Source organism: Bacillus sp. R45 (genome assembly GCF_021729365.1).
In the GTDB taxonomy this organism is placed as follows: Bacteria; Bacillota; Bacilli; order Bacillales; family Bacillaceae; genus Bacillus; species Bacillus velezensis.
This window is the reverse complement of record NZ_CP091421.1, coordinates 1442171-1466045: the sequence shown is the minus strand read 5'-3', so window position 1 is coordinate 1466045 and position 23875 is coordinate 1442171. Positions and strand designations below refer to the sequence as shown.

At 46.8% G+C, this 23875-nt stretch carries 26 protein-coding genes; 4 read left to right on the top strand and 22 right to left on the bottom strand.

Annotation, left to right across the window (positions count from 1 at the left end):
* Positions 1–5 precede the first annotated feature (5 nt).
* Together L3V45_RS07445 and L3V45_RS07440 are read right to left on the bottom strand one after the other, a co-directional pair.
* The gene (locus tag L3V45_RS07445; RefSeq protein ID WP_003154464.1) at positions 6–1028 is read right to left on the bottom strand and encodes a SepM family pheromone-processing serine protease; all 1023 of its coding nucleotides are present in this window, start codon (positions 1026–1028) and stop codon (positions 6–8) included.
* A gap of 5 nt (positions 1029–1033) precedes the next feature.
* A complete protein-coding gene (locus tag L3V45_RS07440) occupies positions 1034–1813 on the bottom strand; it encodes a patatin family protein (RefSeq protein ID WP_014304961.1) in 780 nt (259 codons plus the stop codon).
* A gap of 179 nt (positions 1814–1992) precedes the next feature.
* On the opposite strand from L3V45_RS07440, the gene ylbJ reads away from it, so the two are divergent.
* Positions 1993–3219 carry a sporulation integral membrane protein YlbJ gene (gene ylbJ / locus L3V45_RS07435; protein WP_003154466.1) on the top strand — a complete coding sequence of 409 codons (1227 nt, stop codon included), beginning with the start codon at positions 1993–1995 and terminating at the stop codon, positions 3217–3219.
* 18 nt (positions 3220–3237) lie between these two features.
* Here the strand turns inward: ylbJ and coaD are convergent, their stop codons facing one another.
* The 9 genes from coaD to L3V45_RS07390 form a co-directional block, all read right to left on the bottom strand.
* Positions 3238–3720: a pantetheine-phosphate adenylyltransferase gene (gene coaD / locus L3V45_RS07430; protein ID WP_003154467.1), complete on the bottom strand. Its 483-nt coding sequence runs from the start codon at positions 3718–3720 to the stop codon at positions 3238–3240.
* Between the two features lie 4 nt (positions 3721–3724).
* Positions 3725–4279, bottom strand: coding sequence for a 16S rRNA (guanine(966)-N(2))-methyltransferase RsmD (gene rsmD / locus L3V45_RS07425; RefSeq protein WP_003154468.1), 555 nt, complete (start codon positions 4277–4279; stop codon positions 3725–3727).
* The gene (locus L3V45_RS07420) at positions 4279–4488 is read right to left on the bottom strand and encodes a hypothetical protein (RefSeq protein WP_236837329.1); all 210 of its coding nucleotides are present in this window, start codon (positions 4486–4488) and stop codon (positions 4279–4281) included. Before L3V45_RS07420 ends, rsmD begins: the two co-directional genes overlap by 1 nt.
* A gap of 90 nt (positions 4489–4578) precedes the next feature.
* On the bottom strand, positions 4579–4851 hold the full coding sequence (locus L3V45_RS07415) for a YlbG family protein (protein ID WP_025851397.1): 273 nt from the start codon (positions 4849–4851) through the stop codon (positions 4579–4581).
* A gap of 58 nt (positions 4852–4909) precedes the next feature.
* A complete protein-coding gene (locus L3V45_RS07410) occupies positions 4910–5359 on the bottom strand; it encodes a regulatory iron-sulfur-containing complex subunit RicF (protein WP_003154472.1) in 450 nt (149 codons plus the stop codon).
* Between the two features lie 70 nt (positions 5360–5429).
* On the bottom strand, positions 5430–5669 hold the full coding sequence (locus L3V45_RS07405; RefSeq protein ID WP_003154475.1) for a YlbE-like family protein: 240 nt from the start codon (positions 5667–5669) through the stop codon (positions 5430–5432).
* A gap of 15 nt (positions 5670–5684) precedes the next feature.
* The gene (locus tag L3V45_RS07400) at positions 5685–6095 is read right to left on the bottom strand and encodes a YlbD family protein (RefSeq protein WP_014304959.1); all 411 of its coding nucleotides are present in this window, start codon (positions 6093–6095) and stop codon (positions 5685–5687) included.
* Positions 6096–6259: 164 nt separating this feature from the next.
* The gene (locus L3V45_RS07395; RefSeq protein ID WP_234949679.1) at positions 6260–7300 is read right to left on the bottom strand and encodes a CAP domain-containing protein; all 1041 of its coding nucleotides are present in this window, start codon (positions 7298–7300) and stop codon (positions 6260–6262) included.
* A gap of 84 nt (positions 7301–7384) precedes the next feature.
* Entirely contained in the window at positions 7385–7828 is a 444-nt protein-coding gene (locus tag L3V45_RS07390) for a CBS domain-containing protein (RefSeq protein WP_003154478.1), read from the bottom strand.
* 140 nt (positions 7829–7968) lie between these two features.
* On the opposite strand from L3V45_RS07390, the gene L3V45_RS07385 reads away from it, so the two are divergent.
* The gene (locus tag L3V45_RS07385) at positions 7969–8328 is read left to right on the top strand and encodes a YugN family protein (RefSeq protein ID WP_003154479.1); all 360 of its coding nucleotides are present in this window, start codon (positions 7969–7971) and stop codon (positions 8326–8328) included.
* A 33-nt stretch (positions 8329–8361) separates the two neighbouring features.
* Here the strand turns inward: L3V45_RS07385 and ctaG are convergent, their stop codons facing one another.
* From ctaG to cyoE, 6 genes are all read right to left on the bottom strand, one after another.
* A complete protein-coding gene (gene ctaG, locus L3V45_RS07380; protein ID WP_234949678.1) occupies positions 8362–9246 on the bottom strand; it encodes a cytochrome c oxidase assembly factor CtaG in 885 nt (294 codons plus the stop codon).
* Positions 9247–9270: 24 nt separating this feature from the next.
* Positions 9271–9603 (bottom strand): cytochrome c oxidase subunit IVB, encoded by a 333-nt coding sequence (ctaF, locus tag L3V45_RS07375; RefSeq protein ID WP_003154481.1) that lies wholly within the window; start codon positions 9601–9603, stop codon positions 9271–9273.
* A gap of 2 nt (positions 9604–9605) precedes the next feature.
* Complete coding sequence (gene ctaE / locus L3V45_RS07370) at positions 9606–10229, bottom strand: cytochrome c oxidase subunit III (protein ID WP_003154482.1); 624 nt, start codon at positions 10227–10229, stop codon at positions 9606–9608.
* Positions 10229–12097: a cytochrome c oxidase subunit I gene (gene ctaD, locus L3V45_RS07365; RefSeq protein ID WP_007611227.1), complete on the bottom strand. Its 1869-nt coding sequence runs from the start codon at positions 12095–12097 to the stop codon at positions 10229–10231. Before ctaD ends, ctaE begins: the two co-directional genes overlap by 1 nt.
* Before the next feature lie 31 nt (positions 12098–12128).
* The gene (coxB, locus tag L3V45_RS07360) at positions 12129–13199 is read right to left on the bottom strand and encodes a cytochrome c oxidase subunit II (RefSeq protein WP_003154484.1); all 1071 of its coding nucleotides are present in this window, start codon (positions 13197–13199) and stop codon (positions 12129–12131) included.
* A 217-nt stretch (positions 13200–13416) separates the two neighbouring features.
* Positions 13417–14334 carry a heme o synthase gene (gene cyoE / locus L3V45_RS07355; RefSeq protein WP_003154486.1) on the bottom strand — a complete coding sequence of 306 codons (918 nt, stop codon included), beginning with the start codon at positions 14332–14334 and terminating at the stop codon, positions 13417–13419.
* A gap of 343 nt (positions 14335–14677) precedes the next feature.
* Between cyoE and ctaA the strand changes: the two genes are divergently transcribed.
* On the top strand, positions 14678–15604 hold the full coding sequence (gene ctaA / locus L3V45_RS07350) for a heme A synthase CtaA (RefSeq protein WP_014304955.1): 927 nt from the start codon (positions 14678–14680) through the stop codon (positions 15602–15604).
* Positions 15605–15700: 96 nt separating this feature from the next.
* Here ctaA and pyc read toward each other — a convergent pair whose 3' ends face one another.
* The 4 genes from pyc to glsA form a co-directional block, all read right to left on the bottom strand.
* Positions 15701–19147, bottom strand: a complete 3447-nt coding sequence (gene pyc / locus L3V45_RS07345; protein WP_003154490.1) for a pyruvate carboxylase — start codon at positions 19145–19147, stop codon at positions 15701–15703.
* A 75-nt stretch (positions 19148–19222) separates the two neighbouring features.
* Positions 19223–20434: an FtsW/RodA/SpoVE family cell cycle protein gene (locus L3V45_RS07340; RefSeq protein WP_025851413.1), complete on the bottom strand. Its 1212-nt coding sequence runs from the start codon at positions 20432–20434 to the stop codon at positions 19223–19225.
* Positions 20435–20638: 204 nt separating this feature from the next.
* Entirely contained in the window at positions 20639–20920 is a 282-nt protein-coding gene (locus tag L3V45_RS07335) for an Fpa/YlaN family protein (protein ID WP_003154494.1), read from the bottom strand.
* 107 nt (positions 20921–21027) lie between these two features.
* Positions 21028–21957, bottom strand: a complete 930-nt coding sequence (gene glsA / locus L3V45_RS07330) for a glutaminase A (protein ID WP_003154495.1) — start codon at positions 21955–21957, stop codon at positions 21028–21030.
* A 103-nt stretch (positions 21958–22060) separates the two neighbouring features.
* Between glsA and L3V45_RS07325 the strand changes: the two genes are divergently transcribed.
* A complete protein-coding gene (locus L3V45_RS07325; RefSeq protein ID WP_025851416.1) occupies positions 22061–22537 on the top strand; it encodes a hypothetical protein in 477 nt (158 codons plus the stop codon).
* On the opposite strand, the gene L3V45_RS07320 is transcribed toward L3V45_RS07325, so the two are convergent.
* Positions 22532–23860: a PhoH family protein gene (locus L3V45_RS07320; RefSeq protein WP_003154497.1), complete on the bottom strand. Its 1329-nt coding sequence runs from the start codon at positions 23858–23860 to the stop codon at positions 22532–22534. The two genes, L3V45_RS07325 and L3V45_RS07320, sit on opposite strands and share 6 nt — an antisense overlap.
* Positions 23861–23875: the final 15 nt, after the last annotated feature.

Below are 23875 nucleotides of genomic sequence, written 5' to 3'. Positions count from 1 at the left end.
CTGTATCAGGTGCTTTTTACTTTCAGCTGATCCAAATAGTCAAGTGCGTCCTGCATGGTGTCGACAGGGACGATCTTCATATCGGACTTGATTGCTTTCGCCGTTTTTACCGCATTTTTGTAATCAGAATTTTCAGCTCCGTTTTGATTCGGCGCAAAGAAAATATCTTTTCCCGCTTTGTCTGCGGCGACGACTTTCTGATCGATTCCGCCGATCGGTCCGACCTTGCCGTCCACGTCGATTGTCCCCGTTCCGGCTATATTATAGCCTTTTGTTTCGTCAGGTTTTGTCAGCTGGTTGTAAATTTCTAAAGACATCATGAGACCCGCAGAAGGCCCGCCGATATTTTCAATGCTGAAATGGAGATCCGGCTTCACTTTCACGTTCCGGTCCGTATATAACGCGACGCCGATTCCCGCTCTTTTCGGGTCGTCCGGGAATGATTTCAGCACAATGTCAACGGTCTTTTCTTTCGTGTCCCGTTCAATGTGAAACGTTACTTTTTCCCCCGCTTTTTTGCTGCTGATATAATCAATCAGCTTTTCAGCGGATTCGTATGTTTTCCCGTCCGCGCTGATGATTTTATCACCGACCTCTATTTTTCCTTTTGCCGGCATGTCAGAGACGACTGAGCTGGCGAAAATCCCGTTAAATGAGTATTTCACCTGTTTCCCGGCTTTTTGATAAGCGGCAATGACCGCGTTTTCTTGGGAGCTTTTCATCATTTGCAGCTGGCGCTTCATATAATCCGAGTCCGATTCGCCCTCTTCTTTTATGCTTTCATCAGGGACGATTTCATCGTAAGGATGCACTTTCGCCCAAAGATATGTATACGGATTGGCGGGGCCTACTTTGACAGTCATCAAGGAAAGGCTTCCTTTTTCAGGATAGCCTCCGTCCACCTTAATCAGCGGTCTCAGCTCTGATGCTTCTCCCGGCTGTGTAATGTAATACGGAAGCTTAATAAATGTAACAGCAATTAATAAGATCAGGATGATAAACACCCAGCGAAAATGTTTTGCTTTCATATGAGTTAGCCCTCCCAGTTCTCTATTTCTTGTTTAATCCGGCCGATCATCCGGTCTGCGGCTTCTTCGCCCGCTGTGATCATATGATCAATGTTGGCAAAAGAACTTGAGCTGAATGATTCAAGAGAAGGGCGGATCATGACGTCTGCGGCAATGGTCTGGTGACGGACCAATTCATTTTGCAGTATATCCATACTTTGCATGATTACATCAAAAATATGTGCCGCTTTTTCCGTTTTTTTCACCCGGGATACGTCAGAGGCGATGACGATATCAGCACCCATGTCTTTTACGGCGGACACCGGTATTCTGTCGACCACCGCGCCGTCGACTAACATACGTCCGTTCATTTTTTGCGGGACGAAAACGCCCGGTATGCTGATGCTCGCGCGGACGGCTTCGGATACTGAACCTTTCGTAAAAACGAGTTTTTCGCCGGTCTGAAGGTCGCAGGCCACGATGCCGAGCGGGATCCGCAGTTCTTCTATCGGCTTGCCGTACGTATAGGCATGAACGAGCTGCCTGATGCGGTCTCCTTTTAAAAATCCGAGCCTCGGCATCGTATAATCCGCATACAGCCGCCGCTTAAATGCTTTGGCGACTTTTTTCATCGTAGCCACGTCATGCCCGGCCGCATAAAAGCTCCCGACTAATGCTCCCATGCTGCTGCCGGCAATCATATCAATTGGAATCTGATGCTTATGTAAACTGGATAACACTCCGAGATGAGCGATGCCTCTTGCCCCTCCCGAACCTAACGCTAACCCGATTGTAGGTTTGGCCAACGCGACGAACCCCCTAATAGACATCCTATACATGAATTCTATGGTCTAAATTGAACCCCTATGCTCGTATATTAGTACAGGATGACAAATAGGTACTTGCCCGGCCGCCTTTAAGGTCTGTTCTATATTTTATCATGATATAAATGTCAGTGTGCAATTTTAGCATCGGGGAGGTAAGAATGAATTTGTCTAAGTTTCATACATTTTTGATTTCATTGTTTTTCATTTTTTTGACGGCGACGGTTATTTCACACCCTCAGGCCTCATTCGAAGCCTCCAAAACCGGTCTTTCCATGTGGTGGGAGGTCGTTTTTCCTTCATTGCTTCCGTTTTTTATTCTATCTGAGCTTTTAATCGGATTCGGCATTGTCAAATTTGTCGGCCTTTTACTCGAACCCTTTATGCGTCCCATTTTCAGAGTGCCGGGGGTCGGCGGATTTGTACTGGCTATGGGCATGGCTTCAGGCAATCCGGCCGGCGCGAAGCTGACTGCACGGCTGCGCCAGGATAAACAAATCTCCAGAGTAGAGGCTGAACGCCTCGTCTCTTTTACCAATTCATCCAATCCGTTATTTATATTCGCTGCCGTGGCGGTCGGCTTTTTTCATAACGCGTCTCTCGGCATTCTGCTGGCATCGGCTCACTATCTCGGAAACATCGCCGTCGGCCTGACGATGCGTTCATACGGACGGAAAGAAGAAGCGGCGTATACCGGTAAAAAGACGATCGCTCTCCCTTCTCTGAAGGAAGCATTTCTGGCCCTCCACAAGGCGCGGCTTTCGGAAAAGCGGCCGCTCGGAAAAATTTTGGGCGACGCCGTCACCTCTTCTGTACAAACCTTGCTGATGGTGGGCGGTTTTATTATATTGTTTTCGGTTTTCAGCCGGTTATTATCAATCGTACAAGTCATGGATGTGCTTTCTGTATTTACAAACGCGCTGCTTTCCCTTTTTCATCTTCCGGCAAATCTGGACATCCCTCTTATCAGCGGAATGTTTGAAATTACACTTGGGAGCAAGCTGGTCAGTGAAGCTGATGCCGCCTTGCTGCCGAAAGCCATGATTGTGAGTTTTATTCTCGGTTTCAGCGGCCTTTCCGTACAGGCCCAGGTAGCCGGCATTTTATCGGAAACAGATATCCGCTTTAAACCGTTTTTCGCGGCGCGTATCCTTCAGGGCATTTATGCTGCACTCTTTATTCTTTTACTGTGGAAGCCGCTTTACCTTGCATTGGACGAACCTTACCAGTCCGTATTCCTCCCTTTCCGCGATCAGGACGCGGGATCTGCTGCCGTCAGCGGATGGAATACACTTGTTGAAACCGGGCCCGCCATCACGCTGACAGCTCTCGCCGTATACGCATTGATTTATTGTTACAGGCTGTCAGCACGGACAAAAAAAGGATGAGACGCCGATCAGCGCTTCTCATCCTTTAAATTTCTGCTTCAGCGCCTGTTCAACTTCCGGAGGAACAAACTCTGAAACAGGCCCGTTATATTTTGCGACTTCTTTTACGATGCTTGAACTTAAAAAAGAGTACTGATTGTTCGTCATCATAAAAAAAGTTTCTATTGATTCGTCAAGCACGCGGTTGACGGAAGTCCCCTGCATCTCATATTCGAAGTCAGAAACAGCTCTGAGCCCCCTGATAATCGCCTTCGCCCGCTTTTTTTTCGCATAGTCGATTAACAGTCCCTGTGACGTCTCGACCGTAATATTCGGAATGTCTTTTGTCACTTCTCTTAACAGCTCACAGCGTTCCTCGACTGTAAACAGCGGCTGCTTAGAAGAATTATTGAGCACGCATACGTACACATGCTCAAATACGTTTGCCCCCCGTCTGATAATGTCCAGGTGTCCGTAGGTGACGGGATCAAAACTTCCGGGACATACAGCTATACTTGCCACATCATTACCCCCTATTTCGGTATATCGTCACTCCTGTAAGCCCGTAAATTTCCCTTCTTGTTACAGAAAGCGCGCCGACGGCTTCAGGAAGCACAACGGCTTTATCATGCTCGGCTACGACAAAACCGTCTTCATTCAGCATGTTCTGCTCATCAATCATTTCGATAAGCGCTTTCAGCTTTTGTTCCTTATACGGAGGATCTAAGAAAATTCCGTCAAAACCTTTTTCCCGTTTCGCCGCGGCATAGAGGGCCCGCTCTGCATCATTGCGGTATACTTCCGATGAAGACAGCAGATCGAGCGCTTTGATATTCGCTTTTACCGTTTGGATGGCTTTGAAATCACGGTCCACAAAGATACAGCGGTCAAATCCGCGCGACAGCGCTTCAATCCCGAGACCGCCGCTCCCCGCAAACAAATCCAGCCCCGTTCCTCCGTCAAAATACGGGCCGATCATATTAAAAATAGACTCTTTTACTTTATCCGTCGTCGGCCTTGTTGATGTGCCCGGCACCGCCTTTAAGGCTCGTCCTTTTCTTGAACCGGAAATTACTCTCATTATTCACACCACTTTTTCTGAAAACTTTGATGTTTCTCATCGGCTGAGCCGTTATGTATAAAAACAATCCCTATCTTATCATAAAGCATTCTTTCAAACAATGAACGTGAAAAACGTGTATACATATTCACATTCCTGTCAAGACTACATGTAACAGCATCAATGAATGATGTTGTTGCCAACCGCGGAGAAGACTTACGTTTCCCCATAAGTTCTTCCTCCGGTTTCTCCTCTCCCTTTTCCTTCTCCTTAACTTGTTAAGGAATAGAAGGACCCCGCAGGTATCTGCGGGGATTTTTTTATATACCGACTTTATAATCGTACTCTTTCGCTTTATCAAGCTTTGATTCAAATTCCAGCTTTAAAAAAGGTTTATAAGAAGGCTCTACCTTCTTCACATAAGAATAAGAAGAAATCTTTTCCATTGTTTTATCGATCAGGTCCATATCGCAATACAGCACAACGTATTTCAGCCGCTTGGAAACATAATGAACGTTGCCGAATTTTCTCAGCATTTTGCTGTGTTTTAAAGAATGCAGATATACGATTATGCCTTGGCGCTTATTTTCCATCATGATCACCCGCCTGACTTTCTGTTCATTTTATGTAAAAGACGAGACGGCCGTCTCGTCAGGAAACTTTGCATCCGCAGCCGCCGCCGGAACCGCAGCCGCCGCCGCAGGATGACAGGCCGTCAAAATAAGGATTCCCCGTCGGCACTTTTACATGCTCCGAGACGGCCGTTCCGAGTTCAATGCTGATCTCGTCAAGCAGCGACTGAAGCTCAGTCTCCGCTTTTTTAAATTCGGCCACCTTATCGTTTAAATCGAGCTCCCGCTTCATTTCTCTCATTTTGCGGGAAATCTCTCTATAATCAGGATGGTATTTGCCAAAGCGCTGCACATCCTCATACTGCTCTTTAACGCTCATAAAAGAACGAATGATCCGCCCTGCCTCTTCATCTTCACGGAGACGCTTGTAACAATCGCGGTAATTTTCAGCCGTCTCAGACTGCAGAATCATGCCGGCAAGCTGCTCCGCTTCACTTTGAAGCTTGACGGACTCAATTGTTGCATACATAAATACGCACCTCCAGTTGCTAGTTTACCATGAAACCACCCAATTGGAAAATGCGGCGTTTAAACGCTTTTTAATCCTGCGAACGCATGGCGTGTACCATCTGCATCATCATCTGCGCCATTTGAATCCCGTTTGAGAATTGACTTACCCGATGCGGTATCGTCTTTTCATAAAAATTCATCATGTCAAGCTGAAAGGAATTGAGATCGTCCGGTTTTCTCGCAAGTCTGCGGTACCAGACGGGACGCTGCCGTATAAACCGTTTCCGTTCCTCATCTGCGGATATGAATTCCTGAACCTCTTTTCGCATACACGATCCCCTTCTTTAATCCTTTCTGAATGAAAAAGGATGTTGTCCGGAGCCTTGCCGGGGCTGCTTCGTGCTGCTCCCCGAAAATTGGCTTAAAAGGCTTTGCAATGATGAAATGGACTGGCTCATTTTATTGATCTGCTCATTCATTTGGTTGATATCCATCTTTTTGACGGCAGTGACCATTTTTGAAACGAAATCGTTCTTTTCAGCTGGTTCCTGTTTGGTTTCCGCGTCGGAAGAAGGCTGAACGGCCTCGTCTTTAAAAGGATCCCACATCGAATCATCCTCGCCCAGGAGAACCCAGTTTTCATAGACTTCCTGCCAGCTTCTTTGTTCCTTGCGAACATTTTGGATCAGTTTGGGATGCTTTTTTACGAATTGTTTAAAATCATCGATTGATTGCCGTGATTGCTGATTCGCCACAATTCTCACCCCCTCCGAAAAGTTTTGCCTGCTATAATGTATCGGTTCATGCGCCTTAATGTTCGCCTAAATTGCGAAAAAAAGCAGGTATATTTTTTTCAGCAGGAGCGCCGCTCGCGAAAAAACATAAAAAAACCGCGGGGGACGCGCCCCTCTGCGGTTTTTTACTGCCAAGGCTTAATGAAGTTTTGCGTATAATACTTCCGGTCCACGCCGACACCGAGGTGCGTATAATCCGGGCTTAACAGCGCCTTCCTGTGGCCTTCGCTGTTCAGCCAGCCCTCCACGGCTGCAGGACCGTCCACATAGTTGTAGGCAATATTTTCACCGGCCTCCCGGTATTTCACATCGCCTTTTTCCAAGCGGTCCTTCAGAGTCCCGTATTTCTTTGAGACGTGAGAGAAATACTTGTTATCCTTCATGTCCTTGCTGTGGCCGAATGCCACTTTCGCGGCGCCTTCGTCCCATTTCAGCCTTGCCAGTCCGTGTTTCACGCGGATGACATTTGTAATGTCGAGAATCTGCTGTTCACTCGCTCGTTCAATGTCGCTCCATTTTTTATCAGAAACTGGATCGGGTTCTGTCAGCTTTCCCCTGTACATGACCTCATACGGCCTTTGTTTCACCAGCGTTTCCGCATCAAAAGCCCTGATGCTTGACAGATTCCCGTCAAATTTGTCCATGTACAGCTGAACATACATTCCGCCTATCTTGACGGTGGGACGGGTATTGATATCTTCTTCGGAAAACTCAAACCGATACGTGTTTCCCTTGTCAGTCACATTGACAAAAGGAGAAACCTGCGTCGTTTTAAAAACTTCGCCCGTCGATTCGCCGATCTTAAACGGTTTTGCGTTGATGCCGCTTCCCGAAGCGTATAAAGTCACGGCTTTATCATTCAAAATACCGACTTGTACGTATTGGTCTTTCCCCTGGTTGTACACCCACCACTCGTAATCGTAGGCAGAAGGATCTTTCCGGGACGGTTCCCCAAGTTTCTTTTTCACATCGGCGGCAGATTTCCCCATGAGAGAAAGCAGTCCGGATGACGGCATTTTCAGCCGTTTTCCGCTCTCTTCTTCATTGGAAACCTGAGGCTCCTCCTGATTGGTCTTTTTCTGAGGAGCCGATCCATATTGTATAAACAGAACATACGCTCCGTAAATAAGCAAAAGGATAACGAGAGCCCTTGCAATATTTTTCAACCTCTCACCCCCATATCATCAAACCGTTCTGTTTTTGTGTACTCTTATACAGTACAGCCTATTTGCATCGTCCGTGATTTATGTTTAATGGATAAACCCCTCCGGACCTCCGTCTTCAGAAATGTCAGACAGCGCCCGGCCTGCTTGCTCATTTGATTGCTCGGCCAACGAAAGATCGCCGAGCGTAACAATGCCGACCAGTTTTTTATCCCTTGTGACGGGAATTCTTCTGAGCTGATGTTCAGCCATCAAATGGAGCACCTCCTCCACAGAGGCGTCTTCTTCTGCACTGATAACCCGCTCTGTCATTGCGTCGGTTATTTTTTGCGAGTTCGGCTTTTTTGAAGCAATTCCCCGTAATACGAGATCTCTGTCTGTCACGATCCCGACAAGTGTGGCGCCGTCTTCATCCACTATCGGAATGGCGCCGACATCCGCGTCTTTCATCTTCACCGCAGCTTCATATACATTATCTAATACTGTACAATATTGCAAGTCTGACGTCATGAGCTTATTGATCTTTGTCATTGCGGAATTCCTCCTTTTTTCTGCTACTATTGTCGTCAAATTTTTGTTTTTGCATACTTTCACCGTATGAATCATTGAAAGTGTAACGCTTTCATACTATGATTGTCAGGAAAGGGCATTTTTAAAAGGAGGGGGAAGGTTTGAAGTTTGAAAACAGCGGTCTTGAAGGGGTAACAGCGGAGCTCAGCCGCTTGAACGATCTGATGGAAGGCAAAGGGCTCATTCTGGCTGGACAATGGGATTATGAAAGAGTGACTTACGACAAAAAGTTTTCAGTACCTGAGGGGACATTTTATCTGCGGATTCAAGGAACGGCAAAAGAGGGCGATGTCGGCGGCAGACGGGCCGTGATTCAGCTGAAGGCCCCTCTTTTAGGAAAGCATTATTATCCGCACGGCGTAGAATACGGCAGCGCTGAAGAATTTCCGGAACATGTCGTCGCTGAAAGCAAAGCTTTACTGCTTGAATTGGAAGAGTCATTAAAAACAGTGCAAATGTAATAAAAAAGTACAGCATATTCTGCTGTACTTTTTTTATGAGACGGTATGCTCGATATACGGCGGCTCTGACAGCGTATCTTTTTCCCGTTCCGTTCTGACCCACTGAAAAAAGATGACAGCCAAATATATTCCGTAGACCGCCTCTTGAATGATTTTCATCAGCACTGCCCCAAGCTGCTGATCTTCCAGAGGAGGTAGCGTGTTAAACATCTCCGGCCCGGATAAAGGGATCTCCTCCAGCAAATCTAAAGGAACGCAAAGCTTCATTGCTTCGGCCCAAGCCGCCGGATCTGTATACGTGGCATACATGGGCGCCCCGCTGAACATAATGAGCGCGCAGGCCGGCGTTAACAAAATCCCGTCCGCCATAATATACCCCAGCTTCATTAAACCGCTGAGACGGGGCAGACCGTCCACCTTATGCACAAGCGGCCACCACATAAAAAACGCCGTTACAAAGATGAGTCCGTTCATCAGCGTGTGATACAGCGAATCCGTTTTGACGAAATCAAATATAAACGGGATGTGATACAGCGAAAAAATACCGTTAAACAGCACTAAAGCGATAAGCGGCATTGAAAAAAACGAAAACAGCGGCTTTACGACAGGACGGAAGATCAGTTTTTTCCATGCCCAGCCGGGAATTCCGGAGATCAACAGCGGCGGTACGACTAAAAACAGAACCGCCATCTGCGCCATATGGGCGCTGAACATCACATGGCCCAATAAATCAACCGGACTTCCCGCAGCCGCGTAAAAAAATAGCGCGGAAAGCACAAACAGCACCTTCTCCTTAACGGCCACACGTCCTTTATGCCGGCTGCACCAGTAAAAGTAAACACCTGTTATCACGGCAGTTATACAAAACAGATACGGGCTCCACATTGCGCGAAACCCGAACATTTCCAACTTAATCAAATCTCTCACTCCCCGCCGCCCCGATTACCACCAAATAATCGTGACAAATGCAAGCACGGTGATAAACGCGACAAATATTCCCGAATACAGAAATAATGACGGCGCTTCATGCCCCTTCTGGCTCATATGCATAAAGTAAAACAGCTGAAAGATGACCTGAATGACCGCAAGCAGGATCAGAAACGGCATCGTAAACCATCCGGCAATGCCGTCTGCAGCCACCGTCAAAAACGCGACAAGCGTAAGGCCGATCATCAAGCCGAAGGAGATGACCTGATATTTCATCTCCTCGGCATTTTTCCTTCTCCGATATTCAAGATCCGTACTGACAGTCTCTCTGTTTTTGTTATCGTCCATCGTTATCCCACCATCCCCATCAAATATACAACGGTAAAGATAAAGACCCACACGACATCGATAAAATGCCAATATAAGCTGGCCACATAATATTTCGGCGCATTATAAAGGCTGAGCCCTCTTTTCGCATTCCGGATCATGAGCGCGCTGATCCACAACAGCCCGAACGCCACGTGTGCTCCGTGTGTGCCGACGAGCGTGTAAAACGCTGAGCCGAGCGCAGAGCTTGTAATGGTAAATCCGAACTCGTGAGTGTAATGCATAAATTCATAGATTTCAACCCCTAAAAATCCCGCTCCCAATAATACGGTAACCAGAAGCCACACCTGCATTTTTTTAAAGGAGAAATTTTTCATATGATACATCGCATACACACTCGTTAAGCTGCTCGTCAAAAGAAGCATCGTCGCGATAAACACGATCGGCAGCTCAAACATCTCAGCCGTTGACGGCCCTCCGGCTTTAGATTCCCGTAAAGCAAGGAATGTCGCAAATAGCGAGGCGAACAGAACCGTTTCGCCGCCGAGAAACAGCCAAAATCCCAAAAACTTATTTTTCCCCTCCAGCGTTGCTTTTTCAGGAGAAGCCGGAAAGGTTTCAGCCGTCATTTTTTCCTGCAGCTGCATTACGCCTTCACCCCTTTATCATCATTCGGCAGATCTTCTTTGTGAATATGATAGCCGTAATCATCGACCACAGAGCGAAGCAGCATGGTAAAGAATGTGATGCCGAGCCCTATGAAGATAACCGGAAGCCCCCATGAATAATCGGAGTGGTATAAAAACCCGAACGCTGCGACAAACAGCCCGAAAGATATGATAAACGGCATGATGGAGCCGTTCGGCATATGAATGTCCTCTACAGGCTCTGCAGGCGCCATCCCTTCATTTCCGGCCTGCTTTTCAATCCACAGCGGGTCAAGTCCCCGGACAAACGGAAGCTGTTTAAAATTATATTCCGGCGGCGGCGAAGAGACCGCCCATTCAAGCGTACGACCGTCCAGCCACGGGTCGTTCCCGACGTATTTCCCCTTTATTGAGGTATAAATAATATTGACGACGAGTAAAGCGGCCGCGCCTGCCATGAAAAACGCGCCGATTGAACTGATCAGGTTGCCGGTATCAAGCCCCTGGCCGGGCAGATATGTGTAAACGCGGCGCGGCATTCCCATCAAGCCGAGAAAATGCTGAATGAAGAAGGTAAGATGAAACCCGATAAAAAATAAGACGAACGAAATTTTCCCCATCGTTTCATGAAGCACCTTCCCGAACATTTTCGGCCACCAGAAATGCACGCCCGCCAGGATGCCGAACACAACGCCGCCGATAATGACGTAGTGGAAATGCGCTACGACAAAATACGTATCGTGGAACTGATAATCTGCCGCTGCGGCCGCCAGCATGACACCCGTGACTCCTCCGAGTACGAAAGAAGGAATAAAGGCGACGGCATACAGCATAGGCGTCGTGAATTTGACGTTTCCTCCCCAGATGGTCAAAAGCCAGTTGAAAATTTTAATGCCGGTAGGCACCGCGATCGCCATCGTCGCAACCGCAAATATCGCATTAGCGATCGGTCCGAGTCCCGTTGTAAACATGTGGTGAACCCATACCATGAACCCGAGAAAGCCGATCAGCACGATCGCAAAGACCATAGACGAATAACCGAACAGACGTTTCCTCGCAAATACGGGAATGATTTCTGAAAAAATCCCAAAGGCGGGAAGAATTAAAATGTATACTTCCGGATGCCCGAAAATCCAAAACAGATGCTCCCAGATAATCGTATTGCCGCCCAATTCAGGATTAAAGAAATTCGTTCCGAACAAACGATCCAGCATCATCAGCGCCAAACCGACGGTGAGCGGAGGAAATGCGAATAAAATGAGTGCCGACGCCACAAATGTCGTCCACGTAAACAGCGGCAGTCTCATATACGTCAAACCCGGCGCCCTCATATTAATAATCGTGGCGAGAAAATTGATCCCCGCAATGAGCGTACCTAAGCCTGATATTTGCAGGCCGAGCACGAAAAAGTCTATGCCGTGCCCTTTCGAATTCAGCGCAAGCGACGCGTACGACGTCCAGCCTGCATCAGGAGCGCCCCCTAAAAACCAGCTCAGATTCAAAAAGATGCCTCCGAAGAAAAACAGCCAAAATCCGAGCGCATTCAAAAATGGGAATGATACGTCACGCGCCCCGATCTGCAGCGGCACAACCGCGTTCATCAGCCCGAATAACAGCGGCATCGCCGCCAGGAAGATCATTGTCGTGCCGTGCATCGTCATAATTTCATTAAACTGCTGAGCACCCATAAAATCGTTCCCCGGCCTCAAGAGCTGAATCCTGATAAGCATGGCCTCAAGTCCGCCGACGACGAAGAAAAATCCCCCGGCGATCATATATAAAATCGCGATTTTTTTATGGTCAACCGTCGTCAAATAATCCCAAAGCAAAGAGCTTTTTCTTTGCTGTCCTGTAAGCGTATTCATCATTTGCGACCTCCCCCCTGATATTTCCCTGTCCTCACTTGTTCTCCGCTTTCAGCCCTTTTAAATATTCATACAGCGCATCCGTTTCAGCGTCCGAGAGCTTCGGATAAGTGCCTGTCATTTTATTGCCCGGTTTAATGCTGTCCGGATTTTTCAGCCAGGCTTTTATATTCTCTTTATTCGCATCCTTAATGCCGGCCACTTTGACCCGTTCACCGAAGGTAGCGAGGTTCGGAGCCGTTCTTGCCGCTTCAGCCCGTTTATCATTGGGCTCAACCGCATGACAGCTCAGGCAGTTTTTTTCCTTAAACAGCTCTTCTCCTTGTGCTGCTAAACCGGAATCTGTTGTATGCTTATAATTTTTCATCGCTTTCGTCCATTGTTTAAATTCTTTTGACGGCAGCGGTTTCACTTTGAAATCCATCAGCGCATGTGAAGGTCCGCACAGCTCCGCGCATTTACCGAAGAAATATTCTCCCGCTTCTTTGCTGCGTTTAGAATCGAAGGTCAGAAAGAAAGTGTTGTCATTATCCGTATTCGTATCGATTTTTCCCCCGGCTGACGGAATCCAGAAAGAGTGTTTCACATCTGAGGACTTCAGCTTGAAATAGACGCGTTCATCTGTGGGAACGATCAGCTCCTGACTTGTCACAAACCCGTAATCGGGATACTCGAATTCCCACCAGTATAAATTCGCCCTTACATTAATCACGAGCGCATCCTCTGCTTTACGGTTTTTCTTATCCATCGGCGACGTATCCGCCAGTGCCAATGTATCGATGACAACCGGAATGACAAGAATAATCAGAAGCAGGATCGGAATAACGGTCCAGGTGATTTCTAAAAAACGGTTCCCCTCCACCTGTTTCGGTATCGTGTCTTCCCCTATACGCGACCGTCTGAATCTCACAATGACGTAAAAGAAAATAACTGCTACGACCGCAACGACGACAACCATGATAAGTGTGCTGAGCACCGTCAGATCATATTGTTTATCAGCCACTTCGCCGGCAGGCTTGAGTGTGGACAGAAACGGTTTTCCACAGCCGCTCAATAAAAGCGGCACTAAGGCTAATAATGATAAAAGACGCCAACGCTTTAACATTTCACCCAACCCCTTTTTTGAATCAGTACGAGATGCACAAGCAGTAAATCTGCTTCCAGCCGAAATACTTCATTTCCTCATTTCTTAAAATATGAGATTTTTTACTTAAAATTCCATCTATGTATAAAAGCAAAGCCGCCTGATTAAACAAAAGGTCAAGGCGGCGTTTACTAGTTGTCATTGTTTGTTTTGGCGATCAAACAAGCTCATTATTCAATTAAAACAGCGTGAAGACCACCATCGCTACAAAATAAATGGTCATGTAGTTAAGCGAATAGACAAACATAAGGGTTGCCCACTTCATGATGTTTTTCATGCGGAATCCCATCAGTCCGAGAACAAGCCATCCGACATTCAGCAAAGTGCCGAGAATGACGATCGGAAGACCGAGACTGCCGAGGAAAAACGGAAGCGGCAGCAGGCATGCGACCCAGACGATAATCTGTCTTTTCGTCACTTCAAAGCCGTGCACTACCGGAAGCATCGGAATATTCGCTGCTCTGTAATCTTCCGTCTTTTTAATCGCAAGCGCTAAAAAGTGCGGAATCTGCCAGATGAATAAAATCATGAATAAAACCCACGCGACAACACCGATGTGCCCTTCAACCGCTGTCCAGCCGATTAACGGCGGCACGGCGCCTGATACACTTCCGACAACCGTATTAATCGTATAACGGCGTTTCGTCCACATTGTATAAAGAACAACGTACGTAAACACGCCGATAAAACCGATGACTGCTGCCATCACGGTGGTCATCAAAAGCATGATAAGTCCTAAAGCAATGAGTAAAATTCCTGACCACAGCGCTTGATTCGGCTGAATCTTTCCGGTTACCGTCGGTCTTACTTTCGTGCGTTCCATTAAATGATCAATATCACGGTCGTAATAGTTGTTAACCGCACAAGAACCGGCGATGATCAAAGAAGATCCTATTAATGTAAGAAGCACGGTGTTTAAATTGCCTAAAAAACTCAGACCGGATATATGTAACGCAAGCCACATGCCGGTAAAAGTCGTAATTAAATTCGAATTGACGATTCCTATTTTGATAAGCGAAAGGAAATCCTTCCATGCCGTCGTCTCTTCAATCTGTCCGTCTATAGCTGTATCGTTTAAAATTCTGGAATTAGCCATAACGTAAACCTCCCTTACAAACCTAAAGCAGGTTTTTTAAGACCTGCAACTCTATCATACAAGATAATGACCTGTAAAAAAACATCCTCTTAAATATTAAACGAGAAACAGGAATTTATTTGTGAACTTTTTATGAATTTTACCAAATCCGCCGGCTTCATAATAAAGCGGTTACTTTATTTCTATCAGACCCATCTGGAATAATCAACCCCATTATCTAAGAAGTCCTGATTCTATTATATTTTTGTGAACAAACAGAATTGAGAATTGCCACAAAACACATATTCGCTTACACTTGGTACGTATATCATTTTGTCCAGTTTGTTAAGAAGGTGAATGTAAAATGAATAAAGCTTTGAAAGCGCTCGGCGTGCTGACGACGTTCGTTATGCTCGTCGTGCTGATCGGCGGCGCTCTTGTCACAAAAACAGGATCGGGTCTCGGATGCGGAAGGCAGTGGCCGCTTTGCCACGGCCGGTTTTTCCCGGAGCTTAACGCCGCTTCTATCATTGAATGGAGCCACAGACTCGCAAGCGGTGTCTCAATCGTTCTCGTGCTGAGTCTCGCTTTTTGGGCATGGAGAAAAGTCACGCCTGTTTTCCGTGAAACAACCTTTCTCGCCATTATGTCCATTATCTTTTTATTTTTACAGGCGCTTCTCGGCGCATTAGCGGTTGTTTTCGGATCAAATGCGCTCGTTATGGCGCTTCATTTCGGTATATCGCTGATTTCTTTCGCTTCTGTTCTGATTTTGACGCTGCTCATATTTGAAGCTGATAAATCAGACAAAAAGCTCGTCAAGCCGCTCAGAATCGGCAGGAAAATGCAGTTTCATATGATCGGCCTTTCGATTTACACGTATATCGTCGTTTATACGGGGGCTTACGTCCGCCATACGAAATCAAGCCTTGCCTGTCCTGACGTTCCGCTTTGCAGCAGGCTGAACCACGGGTTTCCGTCTCATTTTCAGGAGTGGGTGCAGATGGGCCACAGAACGGCAGCGCTGCTTCTGTTCGTATGGATTCTTGTCGCTTTTGCGCATGCGGTGCGCTCCTACAAAGACCAAAAACAGATTCTTGGGGGCTGGATAGCGGCTCTTGCCTTTGTTGTATTACAGGCGCTCTCCGGAATCATGGTTGTTTATTCAGAAATGGCCACCGGCTTTGCACTTGCCCATTCGCTCTTTATTGCCGGCCTGTTCGGCGTCTTATGCTATTTCTTATTATTAATCGCCCGCTTCCGCTATGAATCAAAACAGCGGAACATCTGAGGCACATGAAAAGGCCGAAGCATCAGAGCTTCGGCCTTTTTACATATAAAAAACCTGATCGCACACGGGGCGGATCAGGTTTTTTATGTTTATTTTTTACGCTTTTTCAATTTCAATCAGTAAATCGCCTGTCTGAATCGGTTCACCGTTTTTCACATGAATCTGCTGTATTGTCCCGGAGAACGGCGCCTGTACCGTCGTCTCCATTTTCATCGCTTCATTAATCATCAGATGATCGCCTTTATTCACCTTTGCCCCGGTTTCCGTTAACAATTTAATAACCGTTCCCGGCATGGATGCCGCAATGTGGCTTGGGTTTGTCCGATCTGCTTTTAATTTTTCCTGTACGGACGATTTAATGCTTTCATCTTTAATGACCACTTCGCGCGGCTGGCCGTTCAATTCGAAATAAACGACACGTGTCGCATCTGGCTGCGGTTCACCGATAGATACAAGCTTCACGATCAGCGTTTTTCCGCGCTCGATTTCCACTTCGATTTCTTCACCGAGTGTCATGCCGTAGAAGAAAGTCGGTGTGTCCAATACGGAAATATCACCGAAGCGTTCAGCCGTTTTAACATATTCAGTAAATACTTTCGGATAAAGAGCATACGCGATTGCGTCCTGATCACTCAATTCCATCTGATGCGTTTCTTTCCATTCTTCTTTAATGCCTTCAAAAGATACCGGTTCAAGCAGCTCACCCGGTCTTACCGTGATCGGCGTCTGTCCTTTCAGAACGAGCTTTTGCAGTTTTTCCGGAAATCCGCCGTGCGGCTGACCGATCTGCCCTTTAAAGAGCTCAACGACTGAATCCGGAAAATCAAGCGTTTCGCCTTTATCATAAACATCTTGTTCTGTTAAATTGTTTTGCACCATGTAAAGCGCCATATCTCCGACGACTTTGGAGGAAGGTGTTACTTTCACGACGTCGCCGAACATGCGGTTGACGACGCTGTACATGTCTTTCACCTCATTCCAACGATCGCCCAGGCCGACTCCTTTTGCCTGCTGCTGCAGATTGCTGTACTGGCCGCCCGGCATTTCATGATTATAAATCTCAGTATGCGGAGACTTCATCCCGCTTTCAAATTCACTGTAATATTGACGGACGGATTCCCAATATTGTGACAGTCTTTCCACCTGCCGGACATCCATTTCAGGACGGCGGCTGTTTCCTTCAAGCGCATGATAAAATCCGCTTGCGCTCGGCTGTGAAGTCAGACCCGCCATTGAGCTGACGGCGACATCCACGATGTCCACACCCGCTTCAACAGCTTTGGCATAGAGAAAGACGCCATTGCCGCTCGTATCATGCGTGTGAAGATGAACGGGAATATCAATCGTTTCCTTCAGCGCTGAGACAAGTTCGTATGCGGCTTGAGGTTTCAAAAGACCGGCCATGTCTTTAATGCCGAGAATGTGCGCACCAGACGCCTCAAGCTCTTTCGCCATAGAAAGATAATATTGCAAATCATATTTCGTCCGGGTCTTATCAAGAATATCTCCCGTGTAACAAATCGCAGCCTCCGCCACTTTTCCGGTTTCACGGACGGCATCGATGGCCAGCGTCATCCCTTTTACCCAGTTCAGGCTGTCAAAGATCCGGAATACGTCGATACCGGACTCCGCTGACTGCCGGACAAATTTTTGGATGACATTGTCGGGATAGTTTGTATAACCGACGGCATTTGATGAACGAAGGAGCATCTGGAACAATGTGTTCGGCACTTCCTTACGGAGATCTTCAAGGCGTTTCCAAGGGTCTTCTTTTAAGAAACGGTACGCTACATCAAATGTCGCGCCTCCCCACATTTCAAGGCTGAACAGTTCAGGCCACAGGGCAGCCGTAGGATTCGCGATTTTTTTTAAATCATTGGATCTGATCCGTGTTGCGAGCAGGGACTGATGGGCATCCCTGAACGTTGTATCGGTCAGGAGCACGGATTTTTGCTCTTTCACCCAGTCTGCAAGCCCCTCGGCGCCTCTTTCATCAAGGATCTGTTTCGTACCGCTTGCCGGCTTTTCCCCGATATCTAACGTAACGGTCTGAGGCTTATCAAATGCAGGTTTTTCTTTTTTCCCGATTCCCGGAAAACCGTTCACCGTGACATTGCCGATATAGGAAAGCATTTTTGTTCCGCGGTCCTTCTGTTTTGGGAAAACAAACAGCTCAGGCGTTGTGTCGATAAACGATGTGTCGTATTGGCCCGTCAGGAATTTTTCATGCTTTGCCACGTTTTCAAGAAACGGAATATTGGTCTTAATGCCCCTGATCCTGAATTCCTGCAGGTTGCGGACCATTTTCGCTGATGCCTGTTCAAACGTCAGCGCCCATGTCGACAGCTTGACGAGCAGTGAATCATAATAAGGCGTGATGACGGCGCCCTGGAAGCTGTTTCCCGTATCAAGGCGGACGCCGAAACCGCCGCCTGAGCGGTAAGCCATAATTTTACCCGTGTCAGGCATAAAGTCATTCAGCGGATCTTCAGTGGTCACACGTGATTGTATCGCATACCCGTTTGTAAAAATGTCTTTCTGCTCTGGGATATTGACAGCGCGGCTGTGCAGTCCGTGGCCCTGCGCGACGAGAATCTGCGTCTGAACGATATCAACCCCCGTTATCATTTCCGTAATCGTATGCTCCACTTGTACGCGCGGGTTCACTTCAATAAAGTAAAATTCACCGCCCGCTACGAGAAATTCCACGGTCCCCGCGTTGATATAGCCGACATTTTTCGCAAGCGCCACAGCCGCTTCACAGATTTCGTCCCTTAATTCAGGCTGCAAAGATACACTCGGCGCCACTTCAATGACCTTTTGATGGCGTCTCTGAACGGAACAGTCCCGCTCATACAGATGGACGACATTGCCTTCTTTATCTCCGATCACCTGAACTTCAATATGCTTAGGATTTTCGATCAGTTTTTCAACATACACTTCATCATTTCCGAATGCGGCTTTCGCTTCTGATTTGGCCCGCTCAAACGATTCTTTCAATTCGCTTTCGCTTCGGACGATTCTCATGCCGCGGCCTCCGCCTCCGAGCGATGCTTTAATAATAAACGGAAATCCGTGGACTTTTGCGAATTGTTCGACATCTTTTAATGTTTCAGCCGGTCCGTCACTCCCCGGAATAACGGGGATACCGGCTTTTTCCGCCTGCTCCCTCGCCTTTACCTTATCTCCGAACATATCCAAATGCGCTGACGTCGGTCCGATGAATACGATGTCCTCTTCTTCACAGCGTCTCGCAAATTGGATATTTTCAGAGAGAAATCCGTAGCCCGGATGAATGGCATCAACGCCGTTTCTTTTTGCGATCTCAATAATCCCTTCAATATCAAGATACGCGTCAATCGGTTTTTTGCCTTCGCCCACAAGATAAGCTTCATCCGCTTTATAGCGATGATAGGAGCCCGAATCTTCTTTTGAATAAACGGCTACCGTTCTGATGTTCAATTCTGTGCACGCCCGGAAAATCCGGATCGCAATTTCTCCCCTGTTTGCTACTAACACTTTTTGGATGGATTGTTGTGACAAACTTTTCTCCCCCTTGGCCTAATAAATATGTAGTTTATAATAAAGGAATATCCGCCCTGTGTATACACTTGTTTTTTAGAGATACACAGATTTTTCCGTCTGCCGTCTTTTTACCCCTTTAGACGGAACGGGCTCCCTCTTTTTCTTCTTTTCTGAGTACTTGACATGCATGCTGACATTCACCAATATACCGGCGCTCGTCAATAACAAAAACATTGATGATCCCCCGTAGCTGATAAACGGCAGCGGAACACCTGTGATCGGAATTAAACCGCTGACACCGCCGAGATTGATAAAGGTCTGAATCGCAATCATGCTGGATATCCCGATTGCCAAAAGGCTTCCGAACGGATCTTCACATTTTCTCGCAATATAAAAACCTTTTAACACCACAAAAGCCAGCAGCACAATGACAAACAGGACGCCGAAAATGCCGAGCTCCTCTGAAATAACCGCCATAATAAAGTCTGTATGCGATTCAGGCAGATAACCGTATTTTTGAATGCTTTCTCCAAGACCGAGACCGAAAAAACCGCCTGAGCCGATCGCATAATACGAATTTATAATCTGCAGACCTGATGTGCTGGCGTATTTAAATGGATTTTCAAGGCTTTCAAACCGGCTCATACGCCCGGGTGTCAAAATATCGTCCCATTTCAGATAAATGATCGGGCTGATAAGGAGTAATACGATTCCCGCCATGAGAACCAGCCTGAGCAGGGTCCTTCCGCTGAATCCCGAACACATAATGACGCAAAACGCGATCAGACCGATAATCATCGCCGTTCCGAAGTCGGGCTGAATAGCGATAAGCGCACAAATGACTACGGTGACGATCACCGGCGGCGCAACCCCCGTCAAAAGCTGATCGATGTAGCTTTGTTTCTTTGCGTACACCGCGGCAAGATACAGTATCAGGGTCAGCTTGACAAATTCCCCCGGCTGAATGGCCATTCCGCCGATTTTAAACCAGCTTTGCGCATTTCCGGCAACATGTCCGAAAACAAACAGCGCGCAAAGCGCAGCCACTGACGCAAGCAGTATGATTTTCTGAATCTTTTGATGTGCGAACACTTTGTACGGAAAAACGGCCGCGATAATAAACAGCACAAACCCCGCGATGACGGCGAACAGCTGCCGTTTAAAGAAATAGTCGCTGCTCACGCCGTAACGCATAACGGCGGTAATCATGCTTGAGCTGTATACCATTACCAATCCGAAACTGCACAGCAGAATGATAGCGCATATCAATGAATAATCGTAAGATTTTAACATTCTTTTAAACATAACATCCTCTTTCCTGCTTAAAGCTTACGTTTAATACCTATTGCGTATTATATTTTACTATAATTCATAAACAATTTACGCAGTTTCTTTATAGTTTTTCGGATGAAATGCAGATTAAGAGACCGTCTTACGAAAAGAAGATGCAAAAAAACGGTTTACGGTTATAAAAAAACCCAAACCGTTGAATAGTTTGAGTTTGATCATTTATTTTCCTGTAAACGCGTCATGCAAAGCAGACAGTTCTCTTTCAAGTCTGTCCAACAGCTCTTTGCCGTCGTTTTCGTCAACTAATCCCAGGCGGACAGCAAAATCGATTTCCCTCGACAGTCCGAACATCTGAGTATCCAAGACCTCTTCATACAGAGGACATTGAGGCATCGTTAAGTTATCCATTTGTACTCGGATCAGCTTCAAAATCTTCTCAGCATCTAACTTCAACAGCTCGAATGCTTTCTGCTGATGGTCAACTATAATCTCTGAAGCCAAAAGTATCCCTCCGTTCCCCAGGCGAGTACCTAATTCTTCTATTTATCATAAAGGGTATCAGATGAAATTGCAAGAGGATTTAAGCAGATGTTATGATAAAAAATGTTTCAAAAAATACTCAGCCTGTATTTCTCAGACATGATTTCCAAAAGCTTCACACCCGCGATGCTGTTGCCTTTTTCATCAAGCGCCGGACCGAATATACCGATTCCGAAGTTGTACGGCGAAATGCCCATGATTCCTCCCGAAACGCCGCTTTTAGCGGGAATGCCGACCTTGATTGCGAATTCCCCGCTCGCATTGTACATGCCGCATGTCACCATAAACGTCTTGCAGATTCTCGCCACATCTTTTTTAATGACCTGCTCCCCGGTTTCCGGATGCTTGCCGTCAAGGGCGAATACACAGCCGATTTTGGCTAAATCCAGACTGCTCATCTTAATCGCGCACTGTTTTGTATACAAATCCATGACCTCTTCAACATCGCCTTTAAAAATGTCATACTGCTTCATGTAATAACACATGGCCCGATTAATCATGGAAGATTTGAATTCCGATTCCGCAACATGTCTGCAATATGTAATGTCCTGATTGTTCGCAAGTCTTCTGATGAATCCGAGCAGGTAATCCAGGCGGTCTTTCGGCGAATGCCCTTTAATTAAACCCGTAACGATGAGAGCTCCCGCATTAATCATCGGATTTAAAGGCTTGCCCGGATTCACTGTTTCAAGCTTAATCATGGAGTTAAACGGGTCGCCGGTCGGCTCCTGACCCACGCAGCTGAACACCTTTTCCTTTCCGTAATCCATCAGTACGAGCGCCAGAGAAAGCACTTTCGAAATGCTCTGCAGTGTAAATGTCCGGTCGGCGTCTCCTGCCGTCAGACATGTATTTTCCGCATGATAAATCGTGACCGAAAGGCTGTCTTGTTCAGATTCAGCCAGAGCCGGAATATAGTCTGCTACTTTGCCTTCTTCGGTTCTTTTTTTCGCTTCCTGAACTAATGCGTCCAGCTCTTGGTAATGCCGGCATACCATGTCGATCATCCTCACTTCGCTGCCGTTGTATACATCTAATTTGCAACGCAAAGTGACAATTCATGCGAAAACTTTTATACTTTAAGTAAAGGGGGGCTTCAACATGAGCGTTATTCAAGTAAAAGGCAATGTTACATACCCGATTACAATTGATCCGAGTGTCTGGATTTTCGATGACCGCAAATTTCCGTTTGAAAACAATCAGCCTGTTCATCCGGACGGCTCTGCAGAAACCCAGGAGCATACGCTTGATCCTGAACGGGTGATCAGAGAAGGGCGCATTTCGCCGCCGACTTTAAAAAGTGAAAAACGTTATGAAAAAGAAAGACTGATGAACGGCAGCTTCGCCATGAAGCTCGGCGCTGTTTTAGCAAATGCCGAGCCGAAAGAAAGCGCTGTCCTGTGCGCATTTATTTCAAAATCAGAAAGAACCGAAGTGCCGCTTGAAAAGGCGATGGACGCAATCGCGCATTTCAGCGATGCGGGGAAACCGCTTCAAGACGGCGGTCCGGTCCATTTTTACGTGGACGGAGACTTTGAAAAACCGATAATGGGCGTCACAGAAATCGAAGTTTTATAACAAATCGGCGGCAAGCTGTGCAAGGCCGGATCTCTCACCTTTCACAAGCTTCACGCTGCCGGAGACGGTTTGTCCTTTAAACCGCTCTACAACATAAGCAAGTCCGTTGTTTAAACTGTCTAAGTATGGGTGATCTATTTGCTCCGGATCGCCCATCAGGACAATTTTGCTGCCCTCTCCCACCCTTGTCAAAAGCGTTTTGACCTCGTGCCTCGTCAGATTCTGAGCCTCATCAATAATAATAAACTGATCCGGAATGCTTCTTCCCCGAATGTATGTCAGCGCCTCCACCTGAATCGATCCGATTCCTGCCAAAATCGCTTCAAGTTCACCCGGCTTTTTCGCATTGAATAAAAATTCAAGATTATCAAAGATCGGCTGCATCCACGGCTTGAGCTTTTCCTCTTTTTCGCCCGGCAAATATCCGATATCCTTTCCCACCGGGACGATGGGACGCGCGACGATCAGCTTTTTATAAATACCGAGATCCTCCGTCTGCAGAAGCCCTGCCGCGAGAGCAAGCAAGGTTTTTCCCGTTCCCGCTTTTCCGATCAGGGTGACAAGCGGGATATCTTCCCTCAGCAGGAGTTCGAGCGCCATTGTCTGCTGGACGTTCTTCGGCCTGATCCCCCATACGTGCTCATCATCGAAAACGAGTCTTTTGACGGTCTCTCCTTTCTTATCCGCCATGCCGACCGCAGACGAAGATCCTCCTAATTCATCTTTCATCAGCACAAATTGATTCGGATAAACCTGATGCTGCTGAAGCTCCTTGACTGGAATTTGTTTGTTTTTATAAAACGAGGCAAACCGCTCTTTATTCATAAATATATCTTTGTACCCGCTATATATTTCATCATGGTCAACGACTCTGTCGTTTAAAAAGTCCTCCGCCAAAAGCCCGATGGCATCCGCCTTTACCCTGACAAGCACATCTTTGCTGACCAGGATGACGAGGCGGCCGTTTTCTTTCGTTTCCTCCTCAAGGCTTAAATTTTTTGCCACCGCCAAAATGCGGTTATCATTCGTTTTTTCGATAAAAATTTCTTGGAGCTGATGAAATGACCGGTGGTTCAGTTCAATTCTGAGCGTTCCTCCGCTTTCAAGCGGAACTTTCTCGTGCAGCCTTCCTTTCTCCCTGAGCCCGTCTATCAGCTTAGATACGTGCCTCGCATTTCTCCCGACCTCGTCCATATACCGCTTTTTTGAATCGACCTCTTCCAGCACGACGGCGGGGATGACAACTTCGTTTTCTTCAAAGGAAAAAATGGCGTTAGGATCCTGCAAAAGTACATTCGTATCTAACACATAAATTTTACTCAAGTCTCAGCCTCCTGA